This window comes from Pseudomonas orientalis, assembly GCF_002934065.1.
In the GTDB taxonomy this organism is placed as follows: domain Bacteria; phylum Pseudomonadota; class Gammaproteobacteria; order Pseudomonadales; family Pseudomonadaceae; genus Aquipseudomonas; species Aquipseudomonas orientalis_A.
Genome location: NZ_CP018049.1, coordinates 3,183,295 through 3,206,325, shown reverse-complemented (window position 1 = coordinate 3,206,325; position 23,031 = coordinate 3,183,295). Strand labels below are relative to the sequence as shown.

Annotated in this window: 22 protein-coding genes; 8 read left to right on the top strand and 14 right to left on the bottom strand. The window is 61.3% G+C overall.

What is annotated here, in order from left to right; all coding sequences use genetic code 11:
• Positions 1 to 14 precede the first annotated feature (14 nt).
• On the bottom strand, positions 15 to 446 hold the full coding sequence (locus BOP93_RS14410; RefSeq protein ID WP_065885298.1) for a nuclear transport factor 2 family protein: 432 nt from the start codon (positions 444 to 446) through the stop codon (positions 15 to 17).
• Between the two features lie 156 nt (positions 447 to 602).
• On the opposite strand from BOP93_RS14410, the gene BOP93_RS14405 reads away from it, so the two are divergent.
• Positions 603 to 809: a DUF6434 domain-containing protein gene (locus BOP93_RS14405; protein WP_104503166.1), complete on the top strand. Its 207-nt coding sequence runs from the start codon at positions 603 to 605 to the stop codon at positions 807 to 809.
• A gap of 517 nt (positions 810 to 1,326) precedes the next feature.
• Here the strand turns inward: BOP93_RS14405 and BOP93_RS14395 are convergent.
• The gene (locus BOP93_RS14395) at positions 1,327 to 3,027 is read right to left on the bottom strand and encodes an amidase (protein WP_162303217.1); all 1,701 of its coding nucleotides are present in this window, start codon (positions 3,025 to 3,027) and stop codon (positions 1,327 to 1,329) included.
• A 120-nt stretch (positions 3,028 to 3,147) separates the two neighbouring features.
• On the opposite strand from BOP93_RS14395, the gene BOP93_RS14390 reads away from it, so the two are divergent.
• On the top strand, positions 3,148 to 3,468 hold the full coding sequence (locus BOP93_RS14390; RefSeq protein ID WP_104503164.1) for a DUF2834 domain-containing protein: 321 nt from the start codon (positions 3,148 to 3,150) through the stop codon (positions 3,466 to 3,468).
• A gap of 53 nt (positions 3,469 to 3,521) precedes the next feature.
• Here BOP93_RS14390 and BOP93_RS14385 read toward each other — a convergent pair whose 3' ends face one another.
• Genes BOP93_RS14385 through BOP93_RS14375 form a run of 3 tightly spaced genes read right to left on the bottom strand, consistent with a single transcriptional unit; the run spans position 3,522 to position 6,452 of the window.
• Positions 3,522 to 4,445, bottom strand: coding sequence for a sugar ABC transporter substrate-binding protein (locus tag BOP93_RS14385; RefSeq protein WP_104503163.1), 924 nt, complete (start codon positions 4,443 to 4,445; stop codon positions 3,522 to 3,524).
• A 37-nt stretch (positions 4,446 to 4,482) separates the two neighbouring features.
• Positions 4,483 to 5,607: a phytanoyl-CoA dioxygenase family protein gene (locus BOP93_RS14380; RefSeq protein ID WP_104503162.1), complete on the bottom strand. Its 1,125-nt coding sequence runs from the start codon at positions 5,605 to 5,607 to the stop codon at positions 4,483 to 4,485.
• The gene (locus BOP93_RS14375; protein WP_104503161.1) at positions 5,607 to 6,452 is read right to left on the bottom strand and encodes an SDR family oxidoreductase; all 846 of its coding nucleotides are present in this window, start codon (positions 6,450 to 6,452) and stop codon (positions 5,607 to 5,609) included. The genes BOP93_RS14380 and BOP93_RS14375 overlap by 1 nt, the downstream gene beginning before the upstream one ends.
• A 123-nt stretch (positions 6,453 to 6,575) precedes the next feature.
• Between BOP93_RS14375 and BOP93_RS14370 the strand changes: the two genes are divergently transcribed.
• Positions 6,576 to 7,601: a LacI family DNA-binding transcriptional regulator gene (locus BOP93_RS14370; RefSeq protein ID WP_104503160.1), complete on the top strand. Its 1,026-nt coding sequence runs from the start codon at positions 6,576 to 6,578 to the stop codon at positions 7,599 to 7,601.
• 31 nt (positions 7,602 to 7,632) lie between these two features.
• The gene (iolG, locus tag BOP93_RS14365) at positions 7,633 to 8,637 is read left to right on the top strand and encodes an inositol 2-dehydrogenase (RefSeq protein WP_104503159.1); all 1,005 of its coding nucleotides are present in this window, start codon (positions 7,633 to 7,635) and stop codon (positions 8,635 to 8,637) included.
• A gap of 41 nt (positions 8,638 to 8,678) precedes the next feature.
• Here the strand turns inward: iolG and BOP93_RS14360 are convergent, their stop codons facing one another.
• A complete protein-coding gene (locus BOP93_RS14360; protein ID WP_065885307.1) occupies positions 8,679 to 9,890 on the bottom strand; it encodes an MFS transporter in 1,212 nt (403 codons plus the stop codon).
• Between the two features lie 97 nt (positions 9,891 to 9,987).
• On the opposite strand from BOP93_RS14360, the gene BOP93_RS14355 reads away from it, so the two are divergent.
• On the top strand, positions 9,988 to 10,809 hold the full coding sequence (locus BOP93_RS14355) for an AraC family transcriptional regulator (protein ID WP_104503158.1): 822 nt from the start codon (positions 9,988 to 9,990) through the stop codon (positions 10,807 to 10,809).
• Here BOP93_RS14355 and BOP93_RS14350 read toward each other — a convergent pair.
• Both BOP93_RS14350 and BOP93_RS14345 read right to left on the bottom strand, forming a co-directional pair.
• A complete protein-coding gene (locus BOP93_RS14350; RefSeq protein WP_104503157.1) occupies positions 10,802 to 11,992 on the bottom strand; it encodes an MFS transporter in 1,191 nt (396 codons plus the stop codon). The two genes, BOP93_RS14355 and BOP93_RS14350, sit on opposite strands and share 8 nt — an antisense overlap.
• Positions 11,989 to 13,011, bottom strand: coding sequence for an alpha/beta hydrolase (locus tag BOP93_RS14345; RefSeq protein WP_104503156.1), 1,023 nt, complete (start codon positions 13,009 to 13,011; stop codon positions 11,989 to 11,991). The genes BOP93_RS14350 and BOP93_RS14345 overlap by 4 nt, the downstream gene beginning before the upstream one ends.
• 176 nt (positions 13,012 to 13,187) lie before the next feature.
• On the opposite strand from BOP93_RS14345, the gene BOP93_RS14340 reads away from it, so the two are divergent.
• Positions 13,188 to 14,111 (top strand): AraC family transcriptional regulator, encoded by a 924-nt coding sequence (locus BOP93_RS14340; RefSeq protein ID WP_065895422.1) that lies wholly within the window; start codon positions 13,188 to 13,190, stop codon positions 14,109 to 14,111.
• Here the strand turns inward: BOP93_RS14340 and BOP93_RS14335 are convergent.
• Both BOP93_RS14335 and proP read right to left on the bottom strand, forming a co-directional pair.
• On the bottom strand, positions 14,086 to 14,592 hold the full coding sequence (locus tag BOP93_RS14335) for a GAF domain-containing protein (RefSeq protein ID WP_104503155.1): 507 nt from the start codon (positions 14,590 to 14,592) through the stop codon (positions 14,086 to 14,088). The genes BOP93_RS14340 and BOP93_RS14335 overlap by 26 nt on opposite strands.
• A 52-nt stretch (positions 14,593 to 14,644) precedes the next feature.
• Positions 14,645 to 16,147, bottom strand: coding sequence for a glycine betaine/L-proline transporter ProP (gene proP, locus BOP93_RS14330; protein WP_065885310.1), 1,503 nt, complete (start codon positions 16,145 to 16,147; stop codon positions 14,645 to 14,647).
• Positions 16,148 to 16,468: 321 nt separating this feature from the next.
• Here proP and BOP93_RS14325 point away from each other — a divergent pair, with 321 nt between their 5' ends.
• Complete coding sequence (locus tag BOP93_RS14325; protein WP_104503154.1) at positions 16,469 to 18,565, top strand: putative bifunctional diguanylate cyclase/phosphodiesterase; 2,097 nt, start codon at positions 16,469 to 16,471, stop codon at positions 18,563 to 18,565.
• Between the two features lie 31 nt (positions 18,566 to 18,596).
• Here the strand turns inward: BOP93_RS14325 and mapR are convergent, their stop codons facing one another.
• The 3 genes from mapR to BOP93_RS14310 form a co-directional block, all read right to left on the bottom strand.
• Entirely contained in the window at positions 18,597 to 20,006 is a 1,410-nt protein-coding gene (gene mapR / locus BOP93_RS14320; RefSeq protein ID WP_104503153.1) for a GntR family transcriptional regulator MpaR, read from the bottom strand.
• 171 nt (positions 20,007 to 20,177) lie between these two features.
• Positions 20,178 to 21,587 (bottom strand): cytochrome c oxidase accessory protein CcoG, encoded by a 1,410-nt coding sequence (gene ccoG / locus BOP93_RS14315; RefSeq protein WP_104503152.1) that lies wholly within the window; start codon positions 21,585 to 21,587, stop codon positions 20,178 to 20,180.
• Between the two features lie 234 nt (positions 21,588 to 21,821).
• Positions 21,822 to 22,061, bottom strand: coding sequence for a DUF3203 family protein (locus BOP93_RS14310; RefSeq protein WP_104503151.1), 240 nt, complete (start codon positions 22,059 to 22,061; stop codon positions 21,822 to 21,824).
• A gap of 122 nt (positions 22,062 to 22,183) precedes the next feature.
• Between BOP93_RS14310 and BOP93_RS14305 the strand changes: the two genes are divergently transcribed.
• A complete protein-coding gene (locus tag BOP93_RS14305; RefSeq protein ID WP_104503150.1) occupies positions 22,184 to 22,675 on the top strand; it encodes an MgtC/SapB family protein in 492 nt (163 codons plus the stop codon).
• Here BOP93_RS14305 and BOP93_RS27630 read toward each other — a convergent pair.
• Complete coding sequence (locus tag BOP93_RS27630; protein ID WP_163003436.1) at positions 22,653 to 22,829, bottom strand: hypothetical protein; 177 nt, start codon at positions 22,827 to 22,829, stop codon at positions 22,653 to 22,655. The two genes, BOP93_RS14305 and BOP93_RS27630, sit on opposite strands and share 23 nt — an antisense overlap.
• Positions 22,830 to 23,031 lie beyond the last annotated feature (202 nt).

The following is a 23,031-nucleotide window of genomic DNA, read 5'->3' as shown; positions in this document are numbered from 1 at the left end:
TCACCGGGCAAGGGTCAGTATTTATAAGCCTGGCGACCGATCAGCAGCCATTTGCCGTGCTGCTTCTGCCAGACCTGGAAATTGTCGATATCGGTCGGCACTTCCACACCACTGTTCACCGCCAGGGCATGGAAGTGGTTGCGCACCAGTGCAGTGTCGCCGTTCAGGGTGATGGTCTGGTTTTGCATTTCCAGGGTCTTGAACGCGCTGGTGTGGGTTTCCAGATCAGCGATGAACTGCGCCTTGTTCTGCACCTTGCCGCTGGAGTGACCGTAGGTGAGGGTGTCCGATGTCAGTGCGTGAAGTTGCTTGAGATCCAGGTGCAACATGGCCTGGGTCAGTTGATCGACTGCCTGGGCCACCTCCTTCTCGGCAGGGGCCGGCGCGGCTATGACGTAGCTGGAGAACAGGCACAGAAAAGCGATCAGCACTTTGACGTTGGGCATGGATGTTTCCTTATTTTTGTGGGCGTAGAGGTGACGAGGTCTGTCGTCGTACAACCATGCATTAATTGCAAGGGAGAAGGAAAGTGAAATTTCGCTCAGATCCGACTTCCTTTGAGGTTATGTTGGTGACCGGCATCCCCATCCGCGAGGCATAACATGGAATTTGACTGGCACAGTGGCGTCATCACCCGCGCCACACCCGTGACTCCAAGCTACAGGAATACCCAGAACGTGCGCCGCTTCATGCTTGAACACTGCGGCCCGGCGTTCAAGTTCAACCGGCCATTCATGGCCTGGATACGCAACGGCGTGCCCAAGACACTAGGCGATGTGGTGGACGAGTGGCAGCGTCGTACTGCTTGAGGCTACAGCCAAAGTGTTGACGCCACTTTAGGAGCGAGCTTGCTCGCGAAAAACGTCAATGATACCGCTTGCTTCCTGAATCAACGCGGCGCCTGTGAGTTTTTCGCGAGCAAGCTCGCTCCTACACAAAGCAGCCGTACCCACCGGTAACCACGATGCGAAGCGAGTCGCTTTTGATCTTGATCTCAGGCGCCCCGTTAAACCACGCTGGCCGAACGCAGGCTTGAATCCGTGGGCAACCCGGCAGGACGCCGGGTTAGCCGCACTGGGCCATGGATTCAAGCCTTCGTTCGGGCACACCGAGCCTAAGCGAGGTGCCGAGTGGTGGGGCAAGAGCGTTTTGCTTACTTTTGCGCTTTTCAAAAGTGAGCCGCTGTAAAAGCGGAACCCTAAGTGGCCGTGACCTAAATAACGGATATGTACTCGGTCTGATCCAAGATACTGGTCAGCCCAGAGGCCGCCATCGGGGGCAAGCCCCCTCCCACATTTGAAACTCGGAACACGACAACTAATCGGCCTACAGCGGCGGTGTCCGCGGCGGAATTACACGTTTGTTACCAGTGGCCTCAAACGCCGCCGCAAAGCGCAACAGCGCCGAATCATCATAGGCCCGCCCGGCAAACGTCAGCCCGACCGGCATGCCAATGTCCGCCATCACCCCCATCGGGACGGTGACCGTAGGTACGCCGAGATGGCGAATGGCAAGGTTGCCATTGGCCACCCACACGCCATTGCTCCAGGCGATATCGGCAGAAGCTTCGTTGACATCCGCATCAGCGGGCCCAACATCAGCCACAGTCGGGAACAGCACCGCGTCGAGGCGCAGGGTGTCCATCCAGTCTTCCAGGTCCAGGCGACGAGTTTGCTCAAGGCCGCGCAAGCCGTCGGGCAATGTGCCGATCTCGTTCCACGGCGTGATACCGCGCTGGGCCATGCGCACGTATTCGTCCATGCCGGCGGCCAGGTCGTCTTCGCGATTGGGCAGGGTGCCAGGGTCGTGGGGGAAGATCTTCGGGCCATCGACATCCGCCAGGCGGTTCAGGGCCGGGTCGCCGTTGGCGCGCAGGAAGTCATCAAAAGCCCAGGCTGAGAGTTCCCACAACTCATCGTGCAGAAATTGCCGGGACACCAGGCCACGGGTGAACACCGTCGGCGCGCCGGGGCGGTCGCCTTCGCAATTGGACACCAAGGGAAAGTCAACTTCGATAACTTCGGCGCCAGCGGCTTCCAGGGCCTGGCGCGCCGCTTGCCACAGCTCGATCACCGAGGCGCGGGTGTGGATTTTCTGCCCGGTCGGCCCGCCGATCCCCGGTTTTTCGCTGGTGCCGGCCTCGGGGTCGGCGTTGATGTACATGCGCGGCACACCGAAGCGTTTGCCGGCGAGGGCCGCTTTGCCTTCTGCGAGTTCGGCATAAGACGCCGGGCGTACCGAGCTGACGCTGGGAATCGGCACCCAGGGTTGCAGGCGCCACAGGTCGCCACGGGTGTCCGGGTCGTCGGCGACCACCACGTCGAGCACTTCCAGCAGGTCCGCCATGGTGCGCGCATAGGGCACCACCACGTCCATGGTCGGGGTCAGCGGCCAGTTGCCGCGCACCGAAATCACCCCGCGCGAAGGCGTATACGCACACAAACCGTTGTTGGAGGCCGGGCCGCGACCGCTCGACCAGGTTTCTTCAGCCAGGCCGAACGCGGCGAAGCTTGCCGCTGTCGCCGTGCCGGCGCCATTGGACGACCCCGAGGCGAACGGTGCAGTGAGGTAAGCGGCGTTGTACGGGCTTTCGGCACGGCCATACACCCCCCGTTGCATGCCGCCGTTGGCCATGGGCGGCATATTGGTCTTGCCCAGGCAGATGGCGCCGCCGGCGCGCAGGCGTTCAATGGTGAAGGCATCGCGCTGAGCGATCAGCTTGGCGAATGCCGGGCTGCCGGACGCGGCGGTGAGGCCCTTGACCAGGTAACTGTCCTTGGCGGTATAGGGAATGCCATCCAGCGGCCCCAGGGTCTGGCCTTGCGCCCTGCGTGCATCGGACGCTTGGGCTTCCTTCAAGGCTTCAGGATTGCGCACCACCACGGCGTTCAGCGCGGTGGCGGTCTGCGGCCCGTCATAGGCGTCGATCCGCGCCAGGTAGGCGCGGACCAGTTCAACGGCAGTGGTCTGGCCGGATTCAAGCGCAGCGCGCAATTGGGCAATAGAGACTTCGGTAACTTGCATCACGTTTTTTCGCCGCCTTCACGTGGGGGTATGGCGGCAGTCTACGGACAGATATTTGCCAGTGCCAGCTTACTGCTAAGGTAAGCGGCCTGATCATCCACATTGCACTCCAAGGAGGAGAACATGCCTAAACCCTACATCGCCCTGGCCGGTTTGCTTGGCTTTTCGTTGTACACCGTGGCGACGATGCTGACGGCCGAGCAATCGCTCATTGCATTTGGCCAGGAACTGATGTCGCGGCCGGACACCGCGCAGGTGGTGATTGACCTGTACCTGATGGCGATCCTGGCGTGTGTGTGGATGTACCGGGACGCGCGCGGGCGAGGGCGCTCCGTGGCGTCATTGATCCCCTATTTCCTGTTGACGGCGGTGTTCGTGTCGGTGGGGCCGCTGCTGTATATCGTTGTCAATGGGTTCTCCCGTAGCCCACCGAACCAGGGTTGACGCAGGCTCCGGTGGCGAGCGAGCCTGCTCACTCGCCACGCTGGGTGGCATCATCAAGGGTTGAGAAACGCCTGGTAGTTGTCCTTGGTGATCTGCTGATAAGGAATCGTCAGTTCAGCCGTGTACGGCTCATGCTTGACCATCTTCAGCGCCAGGTCGATGGAACCCACTGCCTGGCCCTTGTTGTCCTGATACACCGTGACCAGCAGTTGGCCTTTTTTCACTGCCTCCAGCCCTGCCGTACCGCCGTCGCTGCCCGCTACCAGAATGTCCTTGCCCGGCTGCATGCCCGCCTGGCTGATCGCCATGGCCGCGCCGATCGCCATCTCATCGGCATTGGCGGCCACCGCGTCAATCTTGCGCCCGGATACAATCCAGTTATTCATCAGGTCGATCGCCTTGCTGCGTTGCCACTCCGCGCTTTGCTCCTCAACGATCTTGATATCGGGGTAATCCTTGAGCACGGCCTTCACGCCCAGTGTGCGATTGTAGGTGGCGTTGTTGGACAGCAGCCCGAGCATGATCGCCAAGTTGCCTTTGCCGCCCATTTTTTCCGCCAGATAGCGCATCTGGATTTCCCCGGCCTTGATTTCATCCGAGCCGACATAGCCCACTCCCGGCGGCACCTCCTTGAACTCGGGGCGGCGGTTGACGTACACCAGAGGAATCTTGGCCTGCCGGGCGTTGAGCGTGATTTTTTGCGTGGCGGCCGTGTCCACCGCGTTGACAATGATTGCGTCCATGCCTTGGGCGGTGAAGTTCTGTACCTGATTGAGCTGGCGCACCACGTCGCCCTGGGCGTCTTCAAATTGCAGGGTTACGCCGGGAAGCTCCTTGGCGTGGGCCGCCATGTAGTCGCGCATCTGTGCCAGGAATACGTCGTCGACCTGGGCGATGCTCACGCCGATACGCACATCGGCCAAGGCCCAAGGCGTAACGACAAGAGTAAAGAGTGCCGTCAGGAGTCGTTTTCTCATGATGTTGCTCCACTGTTTTTGTTGTTGTTAAAGCGATTCATGCCTGGCGCTTGGCCCGCATCCGTGCCACGGCGGCGGCGAAATCCGAGTATGGCCATCGTTCGTCCAGGGCTTGCAGCATCAACTGTTGCCCTGTTTGCGGGGCCAGGCCTTGCAGGGGTGGGTCGGTGTCAAGGTTGGTGGGAAAGGAGTAACCGTCGGCGGTACAGGCGATCACCGCCTGAGCATCCAGGGCTGGATTGGCCAGCAGCACCGGGTAGATCGCCAGCATCATGCGCTCGCGATCGGTGGCTTCCATCGGCTTGCCGAACGCCGAGGAAATCTGCAACAGATTGGCCATGCGCTGACGGTCCGGCGTACGGTTGGTGCCGGCGGCATGAAACAGCGCCGGGTTAAAGAACAACAGGTCGCCCTTGTTCAGCGGCAATTGCACGGCATGCTGTTGGAAATAATCGATAAAATCAGTGCGGCGCCAGGCCAGGTAACCCAATGCATATTGCTGGGAGAACGGCAGTAACTGGGTAGGGCCGGTTTCCAGCGGCATGTCCGAATGGGCGACGGCGCCTTGCAGGGTCAGGTATTGGGACAGTACATGCAGCGGCAGTGGAAATCGTTCGACCTCAGCGTCGGTCTGAAAACCCAGATGGTAATCGCGATGCGGCTGCTGCGCCTGGCCGCCCGGGTACACCACGTTAACCTGGGCGGTGACCTGAAAGCCCGGACCCAACCAAGACTCGGCAATCAATCCCAGCAATGGGTTGGCGTAATACTCGACAAACGATTCGGGAGACTGCAGCGCGGCTTTCTGCAACACATTCCAGATACGCCCATTGCTGCCGGCCTTGGCGAAGTGATCCGCCGCGACGCTTTGGGCGGCCTCGTTGGCGAAGATCGCCGCAAATACCTGGCTATGGCGATCCACCACGTCCAGATCCTCGTAGCCCCCGCGTACCACCATCACCCCAGGACCATCGAGGAACACCCGGTGCAGTTCATTCATCACGCTGAGGCGGTCGCTGTTGCGCAAGGTCCGGGCTTGATAGATGGGCACATTGCGCAAGACTTCAGTGCACAGCGGATACTCATCGGCACTGGCCCGCTGCGTGCAAATCCGGCTGAAATCCGCCAGGCTTACGGCGTCGCCGCGCACAAAGGCAGGCATCACGCACCTCCTGGCAGGCTCAAGGCCTGATGCGGTTGTGGAGTGCTGCTGTCGGTGCAACCGACCACGCCTTGCTCCAGGTCGATCACCGCACCGGTCATCATTCCCGACTCGCAGGACAGCAAAAACGCCACGCTTTGTGCCACTTCCTCCGGCTTGAGCAGCCGTCCAAACGGTTGCGCGGCTTCCGCTTGTGCCAACCAGCCATCCTGTGCGCCGTGGTACTGGCGCTGGATTTGATCTTCGTGAGGCGTATCCATCCAGCCGATGTTCAAACCATTCACGCGAATGCGGTTGCGTAAGGCGCTGAACGCGACGTTCTTGGTCAAGATCGCCAATGCACCCTTGGACGCGGCATAGGCACTCAGGAATGATTGGCCGCCATGCCCGGTGACGCTCTGGATATTCACCACGGCGCCTTCCACGCCCTGGCTGATCATCAATTTCAACGCTTCCTGCATCAGAAAGAACGGTGCGCGCACATTCACTGCAAACAGGCGCTCAAACAGTTGCGGCGACGTGTCGAGAATGGTGCCGCGGTCTGACATCCCGGCGCAGTTGACCAGCCCATGCAAGGTGCCGAAATGCGTGCGCGCCGCATCGATGACCGCGCGGCAATCCTCGACGTTTTCCAGGTCCGCTTCGACAAAATAGGCCTGACAATCGAGCTGCGCCAATTGCCGCACCTGTTCTTCGCCCTGGGAGCGACGGCGCCCGCAGATGATCAACCCGGCCGCCCCCCGGCGTGCCAGGGTGTGGGCCACCGCCGCACCGAGGCCTTGAGTGCTGCCGGTGACGACAAAAAACTGACCGATGAATGAAGTGGCGAGATCGGTGTGGGGCATTGGGAACTCCTGATGTTTTGTTGTTGTTCATTGCACGGCTCGACGTCGGACAAAACTGAGACTAGCATTGCATTACCTCAGTAATACCTAAAAAGAACCTCAAAAAAACCTCATGGAATCTGTATGCTTGAACGCGCCAAACATTTCTCCATCAAGCAACTGGCGACCCAGGCCGGGGTCAGCAAGGCCACGGTCGATCGTGTGTTGCACCAACGCGGCAGCGTGCATGCGCAAACCACCCGGCGCATCGAACAAGCGCTGGAGGAGTTGGAGTCCCAGGAAAAGAACGGCCTGGCGGTGGGGCGTACCTTCCATGTCGACGTGATCATGCACACTCCGCAGCGGTTCAGCGCGGCGGTGCAGGCAGCAGTCACCGCTCAATTGGCCAGCTTGGCGCCGTTTCGCATCGCGCCGCGTTTTCACCTTTTCGAAGAGATCGAGCCCCAGGCCATGCACGATCAACTGCTGCGCTGCCTCGGCACCGGTAGCCAAGGGGTCGTGCTCAAGGCAGCCGATGAACCGGCGGTAAACCAGGCAGTCAAGCAACTGATTGCCGCAGGCATTCCGGTGGTGACCCTGGTCACGGATCTGCCGCAAAGCGAGCGCGTTGGCTATGTGGGCATGGACAACCGCACAGCCGGCCAGACTGCCGCGTACCTGATGTCGCGCTGGCTGCCGGCGCAGCCCCAGGAAGTGGCGGTGGTGATCGGCAGCGAGTTGTTCCGTGGCGAAGAAGAGCGTGAGATGGGGTTTCGCGCCTGGCTGCGCGGGCGTGCCGCGCACCTGAGGGTGCTGGATATCAGCGGCGGCTATGGCGTGTATGAACGCACCTTCGAACGCGTCACCCATGCGCTGCACCAGCATCCCGAGCTCAAGGCGGTCTACAGCGTCGGGGGCGGCAATCGTGCGATCGTCGATGCGTTCGCTGCGCTCGGCCGCCCACTGGAAGTGTTTATCGGCCATGACTTGGACGAGGAGAACCGCCAGTTGCTGCTCGAGGAAAAAGTTGCCGCGATCATCGACCACAACCTGCAGATCGATGCGCGGCATGTGTTCCTGCACATCCTCCAATACCACCGGCTCTGGAAGACCGGGCCGATTGCGCCTTCACAGGTGCAGATCGTGACACCGTTCAACCTGCCGGACTGAGAAATCCAACAACAACATCAGGAGTTCGACCATGCTACGTATCGCTGTTTTAGGTGCCGGGCGCATCGCCAGGATCCACGCGGCCAATGTCACCGGCCATCCCAACGCCACCCTGGTGCTGGTGGCCGATCCCTGGCGCGAAGGGGTCGACGCACTCAGCGCGCAACTGGGTTGCGAGGCGGCGTACGACTGCGCCGCCGTACTGACTCGTACAGACATCGACGCCGTAGTGATTGGTACTCCCACCGATACCCATATCGATCTGTTGCTGGCGGCGGTCGCCGAAGGCAAGGCGGTTCTCTGCGAAAAACCTATCGACCTCGACATCGCCAAGGCCCGCAGCGCCGCGCAAACGGTTGAACGCCTGGGCGGCAAGGTCATGCTCGGCTTCAATCGGCGCTTCGATCCCGACATGCTGCGCCTGCGCGAGGCCCTGGATGCCGGGCGGATCGGAGCGGTGCGTCAGGTGATTATTACCAGCCGCGATCCCGGCCTGGCGCCGCGTGACTACCTGAAGCATTCCGGCGGCATTCTGCGCGACATGACCATCCATGACTTTGACACCGCCCGGCATTTACTCGGCGAGGAGCTGGTGCAGGTCAGCGCCTTCGCCAGCCGCCTGGTGGACCCCAGCCTGGAGCAGATCGACGATTACGACAGCGTGATGGTGTTGCTGCGCACCGCCTCGGGCAAGCAATGCCATATTAACTGTTGCCGTCAGGCGGTATACGGCTATGACCAACGCGTGGAGATATCAGGTGCCCACGGCGTGCTGCTCACCGACAATCATCGCGCAAGCACGCTTCGCCATTGGAGCACCGAACACACCGAGGCGCTGGAGCCACTGCAGCACTTTTTCCTTGAGCGCTATGCGGATGCCTATCGCAATGAACTGACGCAGTTTATCGACGCACTGAACAACGACTGTGAGTTGCCCACCAGCGTGCGTGATGGGCTGTATGCATTGCATCTGGCGGATTGCGCGTTGGAGTCGGTGAAGACGGGGAAGAGTGTAACGGTCAATTACGACTTCTAGAACGGGACGCAGAGGGGGGCGGGTTGGCCCGCCCCTATTGATCAGACGCCTTTGGTCGAAGGCAAAAAGATCGTCAGGATGCCCGCCAACGGCAGGAACGAGCAGATTTTGTAGACGTATTCGATGCCATGGTGATCCGCGAGCAAGCCCAGCAACGCCGCGCCAATCCCGCTGAAACCGAACATCAGGCCGAAGAATATCCCGGCGATCATGCCGACATTGCCCGGCACCAGTTCCTGGGCAAACACCACGATGGCCGAGAACGCCGAGGCGATGATAAAGCCGATGACCACGCTGAGTACGGCAGTCCAGAACAGGTCCACGTAGGGCAGGGCGAGGGTGAACGGCGCGGCGCCGAGAATCGAGAACCAGATGACTTTCTTGCGGCCGATCCGGTCGCCGATCGGGCCGCCGGCGAAGGTGCCCACGGCCACCGCGCCGAGGAACAGGAACAGGTACATCTGGGAGCTGGCGACCGATAGCTGGAATTTCTCGATCAGGTAGAACGTGAAGTAGCTGGTCAGGCTGGTCATGTACCAATATTTGGAGAACACCAGCAGCGCCAGTACCACCAGGGCAAAGGTCACGCGGCCTTTGGACAAGCCGTGCGTCGCCTGGCCGCCTTGCTTGAGCTTGAACAGGTTGAGGTGGTGACGGTACCAGCGGCTCAAGCCGTACAGCACCCCGATTGCGAACACCGCGAACAGGCCGAACCAGGCGATATGGGACTGGCCGTAGGGAATGATGATGGCCGCCGCCAGCAACGGGCCGAAGGCGCTGCCGGTGTTGCCGCCGACCTGGAAGGTCGATTGCGCCAAACCGTAGCGGCCGCCGGAGGCCAGGCGTGCCACGCGGGACGTTTCCGGATGAAACGTCGACGAGCCGACCCCCACCAGCGCCGCCGCCAGCAGGATCGCGGGGAAGCTGCCGACGAATGCCAGCATCAGGATGCCGATCAAGGTGCAGACCATGCCCGCCGGTAACAGCCAGGGCTTGGGGTGACGGTCGGTGTGGTAGCCGATCCACGGTTGCAGCAGGGAGGCGGTCAGTTGGAAGGTCAGGGTGATCAGGCCGACCTGGGTAAACGTCAGGCCATAGTTGGCCTTGAGCATCGGGTAGATCGACGGCAGCACGGCCTGGATCAAGTCATTGATCAGGTGCGCCAGGGCACAGGCGCCGAGCACGCGCATGACCAGCGGGCTTATCTGGGGCGTGGTGGTTGCAGCGGCGGGTGTCGCGGTGAGGGTCGACATTCAGGCATTCCATACAAGGCAGCTAACAAGGGCAGACAGTACGTGAGCCGGCGGCCCATTTCTAATTGTTTCGGGCACTATGCTAGAGTCGACGAAAATGCCTGTCTCGCGAGATTCGGGCAGAAAACCTCGCAAAAAGGGCGAAATCATCAAATCCCTCGACCAATTCCTCCACGAGATCGATGAAGGCGATTGGGCTGTCATCAGCTCGGCCACCGATTACCCGGAAAACTGGGTGATTCCCGAACACAGCCACAACAAGCATCAATTGCTGTATGCCATTGGCGGCGTCATGGTGGTGTATTCGGCCTTGAGTCAATGGACGGTGCCGCCCAATCGCGGCTTCTGGATGCCCTGTGGGCATGTGCATGCGCTGCGCTGCGTGGGCACCTTGAAGATGCGCAGCGTGTTTGTGCGCCCGGACAGCTATCCCAATCTGCCGGCAGAGCCGAAGACGGTCACGGTTTCGCCGCTGTTGAGTGAATTGATCAAAGCCTCGGTCAGCCTGAAACCGCCCTACGCCGAAGACTCACGCTCATCCAGGATCATGCGCCTGATCCTGGATGAGCTGGCCAACCTGCCTGCGCTGCCATTATCGCTTCCGCAGCCCGTCGACCCGCGTATCAACCACATCTGCCTGACCTTGCAGCAGGACCCGGGCGATGCCTCCACCGTCGCGGACTGGAGCGCGCGCCTGGATCTGGATCAAACCACTATCCAGCGCCTGTTCCGTCGCGAAACCGGCATGACCTTCGGCCAATGGCGCCAGCAGGCACGCTTGCTGTTGGCGCTGGAACGCATCGCGGTGGGCGAGAAGATTATCGATGTGGCCCTTGAGCTGGGCTATGAGAGCCCGAGCGCCTTTACCAGCATGTTCAAGAAACAGTTTGGCAAGACGCCGAGTCATTTCTTCAAGTAGCGTTGTTGACGACACGAGCATGCAGTGACCCACGAGATGCCAGGTAAGCCAGCCATGCGGCGCCCACCAGCAATCCCGCGCTCAGTTCAAAGGTCGCCCGGTAGCCGCTCAGGTCGAAGGCCGCGCCGCCGACCGTGGCGCCTGCGGCAATCGCCAGTTGAATAATGGCAACCATCAAGCCGCCGCCGGCCTCGGCGTCGTCAGGCAAGGTCTTCGACAACCACGTCCACCAGCCCACCGGGGCAGCGGTCGCCACCAGGCCCCAACTGCCCAGCAATACGGTGGTCATGCCCTTTGATTCGCCGAACTGCAGCAGTGCGAGCGCGATGCCTGCCATGATCAGCGGGATGGCCATCAGCGTCGGGTACAGGGTGTGCTTGAGCACGCGTTCAATCAGGAATGTCCCCGCCAGACCCGCGAGGCCGAGCACCAGCAGCATCAAGGACAGTGTGGATACCTCGACCCCGGTAACACTTTCCAGGAACGGCCGCAGATAGGTGAACAGCATGAACTGGCCCATGAAGAACACACTGATGGCCGCCATGCCCAGGGCCACTGCCGGGGTTTTCATCAGGCGCAGCACATTGCCGGCTTTTGCCTTGGCCCGGTTCTTCAGGGTGGGCAGGCTCGCCAGCAGCCAGACCAGTGCAATCACCGCCACCGGCACCACACAGAAAAACGCCCCGCGCCAGCCGATGATCCCGCCGAGAAAGCTGCCCAGCGGCGCCGCGATCACCGTGGCCAGCGCGTTGCCGCCGTTCACGATGGCCAAGGCGCGTGGCACCTGAGCCTCTGGCACCAGGCGCATCGCCGTGGCCGCCGACAGCGACCAGAAACCGCCAATCGCCACGCCAATCAACGCACGCCCAAGCATGAACACCCCGTAATTGGGGGCGAATGCCACCACGCTGCCCGAGATAATCATCAGCAGCGTCAGCGCCATCAGCAGGCGTTTGCGATCCACCTGCGCGGCAATCGAGGCGATCACCAGGCTGGTGAGCAGGGCAAACACGCCGGACACCGAAATGCCCTGGCCGGCCTGGCCTTGGGTGATATGCAAGTCAGCGGCCAGCGGGGTCAGCAGGCTTACCGGCATGAATTCGGAGGCGACCAGGGCGAATGCCGCCAGCGACATGGCCAGTACGGCGCCCCAGCGTTGGGGGTGAGGGGAGGCCGGGATCATTTCAAATGGCTCTGGAAGAAAGTGGCGAGTGTGGCGAATGGGATCAGGTCGACCCGGTCATAGAGATCGACGTGCCCCGCATTCGGGATGATCAGCAATTGCTTGGGCTCGGCAGCGCGCTCAAAGGCGTCTTCGCTGAATTCACGGGAATGCGCGTCGGCCCCGGCAATCAACAACAGTGGACGTGGCGAAATCGTCTCGATGTCATTGAATGGGTAGAAGTTCATGAACTTCACATTGCTGGTGAGCGTTGGCCGGGTAGTGGTCAGCTTCGATGCGCCCGTTGGAGTGACTTCGCCACGGGGTGTGCGGTAGAAATCGTAGAATTCATCGCCGACGACGTCGCCGGTGAGACTCTGGGGCGTACCGCCGGTGTAAACGGTCTCGCCGCCCTGGAATTCGACATAGCGCTGGTTGGCCGCTTGGCGCAGGATTTGCCGGCGCTGCTCGCCGGTCATGCCGTGCTTGAGGCCATCGCGGTTGGCCGCGCCCATGTCATACATGCTGACCGTGGCAATCGCCTTGATGCGCGGATCGATCTTCGCCGCACTGATCACGAAGCTGGCGCTGCCGCAGACGCCGATGGCACCGATGCGCTCTCGATCGACCGAGGGGTGGGTGCCGAGAAAGTCCACGGCGGCGCTGAAGTCCTCGGTGTAAAGGTCGGGCAGCACCGCGTTGCGCGGGGTGCCGGCGCTTTCGCCCCAGAACGAGAGGTCCAGGGACAGCGTGACGAAGCCCTGTTCGGCCATTTTGGTGGCGTAGAGGTTAGCGCTTTGTTGCCTGACGGCGCCCATTGGATGACCGACGACAATGGCCGGGTTCTTTGAACCAGCAACCCGATTTTTTGGCGCAAACAACGTGCCCGCGACCTGCATCCCATATTGGTTATTGAAGGTGACGTTCTCGGCGGTCACCTTATCGCTTGTGTAGAAGTTATCAGCACCGTTGGACATATCGGCTCCTAGTGAGGACAGGGAGGTCACCAGCAAACCCAAAGCAAGCAGAAGGCGTTTCATCGGGAGGTTCCTTGCGAAGTGTCCGAGCATTTTCCCGGTGCCAGCAGAGCTTCTGTAGTGCATTTGAACGGATTACTTGCCTGATCCTCTGAGTTTCATGCTGTGGCGCAGACGTCGGTAGCCGGTGCGGGTACAGTCATGTCAAGAGATTCATTGATGCATTGGAAGGGCCCGCCATGACGATCAATCCACCGGCGCTGGACACGCTGATCCAGTCCGTTGACTCGCACATCCAGGCGCCAGGGGATTGCCCAATGCCGATACCCGGCCTGGGCTTCTATCGGCGTGAACAGCCGGCCGCACCGGTGGTGTGCATGGTCGAACCGAGCATCGTGCTGGTGGTGCAGGGCAAGAAACAGTTGTGGGTCGGCGGTGAGGGCTATCCCTACGACACGTCACGATTTCTGGTGACTTCGCTGGATATCCCGGCCAACTCCGAAGTGCTGGCCGCCAGCGTCGAGCAGCCGTGTCTGGGGCTGACGTTCAAACTCGACCTGCGCATGCTGGCCGAGCTGATCGCCCAGGGCGACCTGCCGCCCACGCGTGAGCGCGCGATGATGAAGGGCGTTGGCATCGGCTCGGTGACGGGGGGCATGCTGGCGGCCTTCGCGCGCCTGGTGGCGCTGCTCGATGAGCCCGAAGCGATAGCGGTATTGGCGCCGTTGATCCAGCGCGAGATTCACTACCGGTTATTGCAGAGCGATCAGGCCGGCCGGCTGCGCCAGATCTGCTCGGTGGACGGGCAGGGCTATCGGATCGCCAAGGCCATCGATTGGCTGAAACTGAATTTCGATAGCCCATTGCGTGTGGAAGAACTGGCGGCGCGCGTGCAAATGAGCGCGGCAACCTTTCATCATCACTTTCGGCAACTGACCTCGATGAGCCCGTTGCAGTATCAGAAATGGCTGCGCTTGAATGAGGCTAGACGCTTGATGTTGAACGAGCACCAGGACGTGTCCAGTGCCGCGTTCAAGGTTGGCTATGAAAGCCCGTCGCAGTTCAGCCGTGAGTACAGTCGGCTGTTTGGCGTGCCACCCAGGCGCGACATCGCTGCGCTGCGGGGCGGGGCAGGTGTCACTGATCGGCCGGGGCCAGGTTAGCGTAGAAGATGCACCCGATCAGTCGGGCGAACAGGCTCAGGGTTTCCGGCAGGTTGGGATCGTCGAACAGCATGGCGCGTGAATCGAGCGCGCACAGCGCACCGAACAGGCGCCCGTCGGGCAGGAAAATCGGCGCGCCGGCATAGCTTTCGATGGCGTATTGCTTGACCACCGGGCGTGTGGCAAAGCGTCCGTCGACGCTGATCTGCGGCACGAACAGGGTTTGGGGATTGATGCAGAATTCACTGCACAGGGTGGTTTCCAGGTCGAGTACGTCGTCGACATGGATGCCCATCTGCAGAGGGTCATAGGCCGAGCACACCACCCACTCCAGGTCGGTGAATTTGGCGATGCCGGCAAAGCGCATACCGGTCAGGCGGGTGACCAGCTTTAGAATGTTGGTGCTCGCTTCGATTTCGGCGATGGCCGCGCGTTCGTCGGCGCTCAGGAGCGATTGTGCATAGGTGACGCTTGGAACCATGTGATCACTCCAAAATGCGTGGCCGCAGGCCGCGACCACGCACAGTCAGGTCTTAATTAATCCGTGGGTGCTGCTGCACCAGATTTTCGCGCTTAGCCTGGAGGGCTGCAATCTCGGCATCGATGTCCTCGATCTTCTGCTCGATATTGTCATGATGCTCCTGCAGCAGTTCCTTGGCTTCTTCCATATCCGACGCCGCCGGAGCCGCGCCGCGCAGCGGTTTATTCGCGGTTTCCTTCATGGTCAGGCCGGTAACCAGGCCCACCACGGCGAATACCATCAAGTAGTAAGCCGGCATGTACAGGTCGTTGGTGCTTTCCACCAGCCACGCCACTGCGGTGGGCGTGACGCCGGCAATCAGTACCGAGACGTTGAACGCGCTGGCTAATGCACTGTAGCGCAGATGTGTAGGAAACATAGCGGGCAGCGTGGAGGCCATCACGCCGATAAAGAAGTTCAGCACGATCGCCAGGATCAGCAGGCCGCTGAAGATCAGCCCGGTCTTGCCGCTGGTAATCAGCATGAACGCCGGGATGGACAGGCACAGCAGGCCGATGCTGCCGGCGATGATGAACGGCTTGCGCCCGATCTTGTCGCTGACAAAACCGATGAACGGTTGCACGAACAGCATGCCGACCATGATCGCAATGATGATCAGCACGCCGCTGTTTTCGGCGTAATGCAGGTTGTGCGACAGGTAGCTGGGCATGTAAGTGAGCAGCATGTAGTAGGTCACGTTGGTGGCCGCGACGATACCGATGCAGGTCAGCAGGCTGCGCCAGTGCTTGGTGGCGATCTCTTTGAACGACACCTTGGGGCCATGGCTGAGACCTTCGCGGTCACCCTGTTCGAGCTTGTCGACATGCTGCTGGAACGCCGGGGTTTCTTCCAGGGCGTGGCGCAGGTACAGGCCGATAATGCCCAGCGGCAGCGCCAGGAAGAACGGCAGGCGCCAGCCCCAGGCCTCGAATTCGGCTTCACCGAGCACTGTGGAAATCAATACCACCACGCCCGCGCCCAGCACGAAGCCGGCAATCGAGCCGAAGTCCAACCAACTGCCCAGGAAGCCGCGTTTGCGGTCCGGGGCGTATTCGGCGACGAAAATCGACGCGCCGGTGTATTCGCCACCCACCGAGAAGCCCTGGGCCATTTTGCACAGCAGCAACAGGATCGGGGCCCAGATACCAATGGACGCGTAGCCGGGAATCAGGCCGATGGCGAAGGTACTCAGGGACATGATCACGATGGTGGCGGCAAGGACCTTCTGCCGCCCGTATTTGTCACCCAGGGCGCCAAAGAACAGACCGCCCAGTGGACGGATCAGGAAGGGCACGGAGAAAGTGGCCAGTGCAGCGATCATTTGTACGCTGGGGGACGCGTCCGGGAAGAACACCTTGCCCAGTACATAGGCGACAAAACCATAGACGCCAAAGTCGAACCATTCCATGGCGTTGCCCAATGCGGCGGCGGTGATCGCCTTGCGCATCTTGTTGTCGTCGACGATGGTGATGTCGTTCAATCCGATGGGACTGACGCGTTTCTTACGTAATTTCATGCGGGTCACTCTAGACGCTGAACGGGGAGGTGCCATCGCTGCGATGGCACCGCTCTGTCACTTCAGATACAAGCGGACACGAAATAATTCACCCATCGGCAGATTTTTTCTCACGGCGGGCGCCGCACGCGCCGGCAACGCCACGAAAGTGTGAGCGCTGTGCCGAGGCGTCCAGTGTGGCAAGCCACCTGGCAAAGCCACCGATTTGACGCCAGAAACCAGCCCGTATCCTGCGAGCGATTAATCACCTGGCCAGAAATATTCTCGCTACAATCCGCCGCTTTGCCAGCCGGCCCGGGCTGTCAAACCACGAGAAACCCCATGCTGACCGGTAGCTACACCACTTCCCTTGTCGTGATGTCCCTGTGCGTCGCCATCCTGGCGTCCTATACCGCGCTGGACCTGGCGGGGCGGATCGCGACCGCCAAGGGACGTACGGTTTATCTATGGATCACCGGCGGTGCCGTCGCGATGGGTGTGGGGGTGTGGTCGATGCACTTTATCGGCATGCTGGCCCTGCGCCTGCCGTTCGAAATGGGCTTCGACCTGGACATTACCGCGCTGTCATTGCTGATTGCCGTGTTATCCAGCGGTTTTGCCTTATGGCTGGTCAGCCAGCCACGCCTGCCGGCCTGGCAACTGGCATTCGGCGCGTTGGTCATGGGCGCAGGCATCGCCAGCATGCACTACACCGGCATGGCCGCGATGCGCATGACGCCGGGCATCGATTACGATCCGGCGTTGTTCGGCGCCTCGTTGTTGATCGCCGTGGTGGCTTCCGGCGCGGCGCTGTGGATCGCCTTCAACCTGCGCCGCAATACACCCTATGTGCGCCTGGCACGCGGCGGCGCGGCGGTGGTGATGGGCGTGGCCATCGTCGGTATGCATTACACCGGCATGGCCGCCGCGCGTTTTGCCGACGACAGCTTCTGCGCCGCCGCACAGACCGGCTTGAGCGGCAACGGCCTGGATAACCTGGTGCTGGTGACCTCATTGGCGGTGCTGGTCATCGCTCTGTTGACCTCGCTGCTCGACGCGCGGCTGCAAGCGCGCACCGCCGTGCTGGCCGACTCCCTGACCCTGGCCAACCAGGAGCTGACCCACCTGGCCCTGCACGACATGCTCACCGGCCTGCCCAATCGCACGCTGCTGTCGGATCGGATTCAACAAGGTATCCAGGCGGTGAAGGAGCAGGGCGGTTGCTTTGCGCTGATGTTTATCGACCTGGACGGCTTCAAGCCGGTCAACGATGCCTTCGGTCACCACATGGGCGACCAGTTGCTGCGCGAAGTCGGCCTGCGCCTGCGCGAGGACCTGCGCAGCCAGGACACGTTGGCGCGCATCGGCGGTGACGAGTTTGTATTAATGGTGCACCTGACCCAGCCGGACGATGCCGTGGGCCTGGCCGAACGCCAGGTCAGCCTGGTCAACCGCGCCTTCACGGTCGCCGAGCACGAGCTGAAAATCTCCGCCAGCATTGGCATCGCCATGTTCCCGGGCAACGGTACCAACCCCCAGGAACTGTTGATGAATGCCGATGCGGCGATGTACCACGCCAAGGGCATGGGCAAGAACGGCTACCGGTTCTTCGATGTGTCGATGAACACCAACGCGCGCAAACAGCTGCAGTTATTGCAGGACCTGCGCAACGCTCTGGACAACGCGCAATTTCGTTTGTACTACCAGCCCAAGTTCGACGCGATCAGCGGGGTTGCGGTAGGGGCAGAGGCGCTGTTGCGCTGGGAGCATCCACAGCAAGGTTTGTTGCTGCCGGCCACGTTCATTGAGCTGGCGGAAAAAACCGGGCTGATCATTCCCGTCGGCGAGTGGGTACTCGATGAAGCCTGTCGCCAGATGAGCCTGTGGTTCGCCCAGGGTTATGAAAGTTGGCGCATCGCGGTGAACCTGTCGGCGCTGCAGTTCTGCCACCCAGGGCTGGTCGCCAGCGTGGCCGCCGCCCTGGAGCGGCACCAACTGCCGGCCAACCGCCTGACGCTGGAAATCACCGAAACCACCGCCATGAGCGATGCAGGCGCGAGCATGACGGTATTGCAGCAGCTCTCGGACATGGGCGTCGACCTGTCCATCGATGACTTCGGCACCGGCTATTCCAGCCTGATGTACCTCAAGCGCCTGCCGGCCAATGAACTGAAGATCGACCGGGGTTTCGTGCGCGACCTGGAGCACGACAGCGACGACGCCGCCATCGTGTCGGCCATCGTTGCGCTGGGCCAGGCCCTGGGTTTGCGGATCGTCGCCGAAGGCGTGGAAACCGATGCGCAGCAGCGCTTCCTGACCCGCCTGGGCTGTAACTCGCTGCAAGGCTATTTGCTGGGCCATCCGTTGCCGGCCGACGTGTTCATGACCGATATCCAGCGCGCCCGGGACGCGTCGGCGCCTGATAAAAGCCGTGGGTGAGGGTTATGCTCGCAGCAGTCGTCGCTGACCCTCAAAACGAGCGCACAATCCGCCCCAGCGTCTCCATTGCCTTTTCCGACGCTTCGGTCCACGGGCTGCCGTAGTTCAAGCGGATGCAGTTGCGAAAGCGCCGGGTCGCCGAAAAGATCGGGCCCGGGGCGATGCTGATGCCTTGCGCCAGGGCCATCTGGAACAGCTTCAATGAATCGGTTTGCTCAGGCAGTTCCAGCCACAGGAAATACCCGCCGGCCGGCTGGCTGACGCGGGTCTGCGCCGGGAAGTAACGGGCGATGGCGGCGAGCATCGCGCTTTGCTGTTCTTCCAGGGCGTAGCGCAGTTTGCGCAGGTGCCGGTCGTAGCCGCCGTGTTGCAGGTAGTCGGCAATCGCGGCCTGGGCCGGCATCGACGGGCACAGCGATGTCATCAGTTTCAGGCGCTCGACCTTCTGCGCGAAGCGACCGGCCGCCACCCAGCCTACGCGGTACCCTGGCGCCAGGCTCTTGGCAAAGGAGCCGCAGTGCATCACCAACCCCTCGGTGTCGAAGGCCTTGGCTGGTTTTGGCGCGTGTTGCCCGTAATACAGCTCGGCATACACATCGTCTTCGATCAGCGGCACCTGATGACTGCGCAGCAACTCCACCAGCGCCTGCTTTTTTTCTTCCGGCACCGTCGCGCCCATCGGGTTCTGGAAGCTGGTCATGGTCCAGCAGGCCTTGATCGGGTAACGCGAAAGGCTTTGCGACAGGGCGTTGAGGTCGATGCCGTCGCGCGGGTGCACGGGGATTTCCACGGCTTTGAGTTTCAAGCGCTCGAGCACTTGCAGGCAGGCATAAAACGCCGGGGCTTCGATTGCCACCAGGTCGCCGGGCTCGGTCACCGCTTGCAGGCACAGGTTCAGCGCTTCGAGGGCGCCATTGGTGATCAGCAGTTCTTCCATGGGCAGCATCAGGCCGCCGACCATATAACGCAGCGCAATCTGACGGCGCAGTTGCGGGTTGCCGGGGGACATGTCGGTGACCACCAGGCGCGGGTCCATCTCACGGCTGGCACTGGCCAGGGAGCGGGCCAGGCGCGGCAGTGGGAACAGCATGGGGCTGGGGAAGGCCGAACCGAAGGGCACGGTGTTCGGGTCCTTGATCGAATCGAGCACCGAAAACACCAACTCACTTACATCGACTTCGGTGGACTCGTGCACCTGCTCGCTCACCACCGGCTCGGAAAACGGGCTGGGCGCGTGGGTATTGACGAAGTAGCCGGAGCGCGGCCGCGCGCGGATCAGGCCGCGCCGCTCCAGCAGGTAGTAGGCCTGGAAGACCGTGGACGGGCTGACGCCGTAGGTCTGGCTGGCGTAACGCACCGACGGCACGCGCTGGCCGGGGCCGAGGACGCCGGAGCGGATCAGTTCTGCGATGTCATCGGCGAATTTTTCGTAGCGTTTCATGGGTGCCTTGAACAGTTTTTCAGTGTGTGCGCTGGGCAAATGTGGGAGGGGGCTTGCCCCCGATTGCGGTGTATCAGTCACCGAATAACCAACTGAGCCACCGCCATCGGGGGCAAGCCCCCTCCCACATTGGATCTCTATACATTGGCGTTTTATGCATTCAGGGGATTATCAGCGGTTCAGTGGCGCGACAAAGCGGCTGTCGGCAGCGCTGTAAATCCACGGCTCATCCACATCCGTCACCTTGAAGCGCAGCGTCTGTGAACTGCTCGCCGGTGTGTCCGCCAGCAGCGTCACCGAGACCGGCACATCCACGATTTCCCCCGGTGCCAGGCTGATCTCGGTCTTGCCTTGCAACTGGAAGCCCTCGGCGTCCACCAGCTCCACACGATAGTCCTGGTGCTGCTGAGTCTTGTTGATGACCTTGAGGCTGTAGATGTTTTCGATCAAGCCCTGGCTGTTCTCGCGGAACAGGCCCCGATCCTTGGTCACGTCCAGCGACACCATCGGCCGTTCGACCAAAGCCACCGCCAATGCGGCGAGCATGACCAGCAGCACGGCACTGTAGCCGATCAGGCGCGGCCGTAGCAGCCGGGTCTTGCCACCTTGCAGTTGATGTTCGCTGGTATAGCTCACCAGGCCACGGGCATAGCCCATTTTGTCCATGATCGAATCGCAGGCGTCGATGCAGGCCGCGCAACCGATGCATGCCATTTGCAGGCCGTCGCGGATATCGATGCCGGTGGGGCACACCTGCACGCACAGCTGGCAGTCGATGCAGTCGCCGAGGCCGACATCGGCAGGTGTCACTTCGCGTTTACGCGGGCCACGGCGTTCGCCACGGGCGGCGTCATAGGCAATGGCCAGGGTATCCTTATCGAACATTACGCTCTGGAAGCGCGCATACGGGCACATGTGCATGCACACCGCTTCGCGCAGCCACCCGGCGTTGAGGTAGGTGGCCGCGGTAAAGAACAGCATCCAGAACAGACTGACGCCGCCCAGTTGCCAGGTCAGCAGCTGCGCAGCCAACGGGCGGATGGGCGTGAAATAGCCGACAAAGGTCAGCCCGGTCAGTACGCTGATGCCCAGCCACAGCGTGTGTTTGGCCGAACGCCGTGCCAGCTTGTCCAGGCTCCAGGGCGCCGCGTGCAGCTTGATGCGTTGGTTGCGCTCGCCTTCGGTGATTTTTTCGCACCACATGAACAGCCAGGTGAACACGCTTTGCGGGCAGGTGTAGCCACACCACACACGGCCGGCAAACACAGTGATCGCAAACAGGCCAAAGGCGCAGATGATCAACAGGGCCGAGAGCAGAATGAAATCCTGGGGCCAGAACGTTGCGCCGAAGATATGGAATTTGCTCTCGGCCAAATCCCACAGCACCGCCTGGCGTGCGCCCCAGTTCAGCCACACGGTGCCGAAAAAGGCCAGGAACAACAACGCGCCACCGCTCATGCGCAAGGTGCGGTAGAGGCCGGTGAAGCTGCGGGTGTGGATCAGGTTATTGCGGGATGCGGCCTTCACCTTCTTCGGGTGAATGGGCACAAAAGTTTCCACGGTGGGGATTCGTTCGCTCATGGTCGTTCGCTCATCAGCCTCCATCAGGCGGATGAACTATGGGCGGCGCGCTGTTTGCGTAACAGACTCAGGTTGGCGGTTAAAAAGCGGATCAGATGGCAATATGGGCCTTGATGCGAGACCCTGTAGGAGCGAGCTTGCTCGCGAAAAAACCACAGGCACCGCGTTCTTGCAGGAAGCACGCGTTATCGTTGAGGTTTTTCGCGAGCAAGCTCGCTCCTACAGAGGCATCGATTAAATCACCGAACCCGGTTCGTCGGCCTTCACATGCTGGCGTCCGTCATGGGCACCCGCGACGGTGAGTGCATCGGCCTCGGCTTCGGTGATGTAGATGCGTTCAGCCGCCAGTTCCACGTACGACATGGATTTTTCGCTATCGGTCACAATATTGACGCGGGTCGCAGGCACGCTTTGCTCCTGGCCATTGTCATTCAGCGTGAAATAGCACAGTTGATTGTCGATACGGATAGGCATACCGGTCTCCTTTTCATGGGCTCTGATCATTTAGGAGCCAATGAGCAGTGCAGGTTCCACGCAACTGACTGACGGTCGCCGCTGTCCACCGTCTATCAATAATCACAAAAAGGATGGCATTGATGGACGCTTGGCTACATGTGGCATGGCTAACCCTGCAGGCTGAGTTTGCTGATATCGGCGACGCCCGGCAGGTCACCCAGATTACCGTGCGCCTGCTGATGGCCGCGATCCTCGGCGGCATCCTGGGGTTTGAACGCGAGAGCAAGGGCAAGGCTGCCGGGGTGCGCACCCATATGCTGGTGGCGCTGGGGGCTGCGCTGTTTGTGATGGTGCCGCAGATGTCCGGCAATCAGGCCGATGCCATGAGCCGGGTGGTGCAGGGCGTGATTGCCGGGATCGGCTTCCTCGGGGCCGGAACCATTATCAAGGGCAAGGATGAGGACGCCGGCCACGTCATAGGCCTGACCACCGCCGCCGGGCTGTGGATGACCGCTGCGATTGGGGTCTCGGCCGGTTTGGGTCGGGAATCGACAGCGGTCCTGAGTACGTTGCTGGCCTTGGTGGTGTTCAGCGTGATGCCGAAAATCGTCAAGCGTTTCGAGAAGGACTGACGATAACCGGCGGCATGGTGGTTGGCGGCTCCTGCACCGGTGGCGGCTCATTCTCCGGCGGTTCCTGTTCCGGAACCGGTGCAGGCTCGGTGGGTGGCAGGGTCGGGTTGTCGATATTCGGGTCGGGCGTCTCTGCCGGGATCGGGATAGTCATGGGTGTGGCCTCCTTTGTGCTTTGCTCTATCGGTGGACAGCCACGGGAGGGAATTGATTCCCCGCCCGGTGGCGACATATCCGCCTGAACTTTTGCCCGGCGCCCAGGCTCGGACCTAATACGGGCACTGCTCAGAGCGAGTGCGCCGCCATCTTACGAATTCGGATCAAGCACAGAGCGTCCACTGGGCGTAAGGGGAATA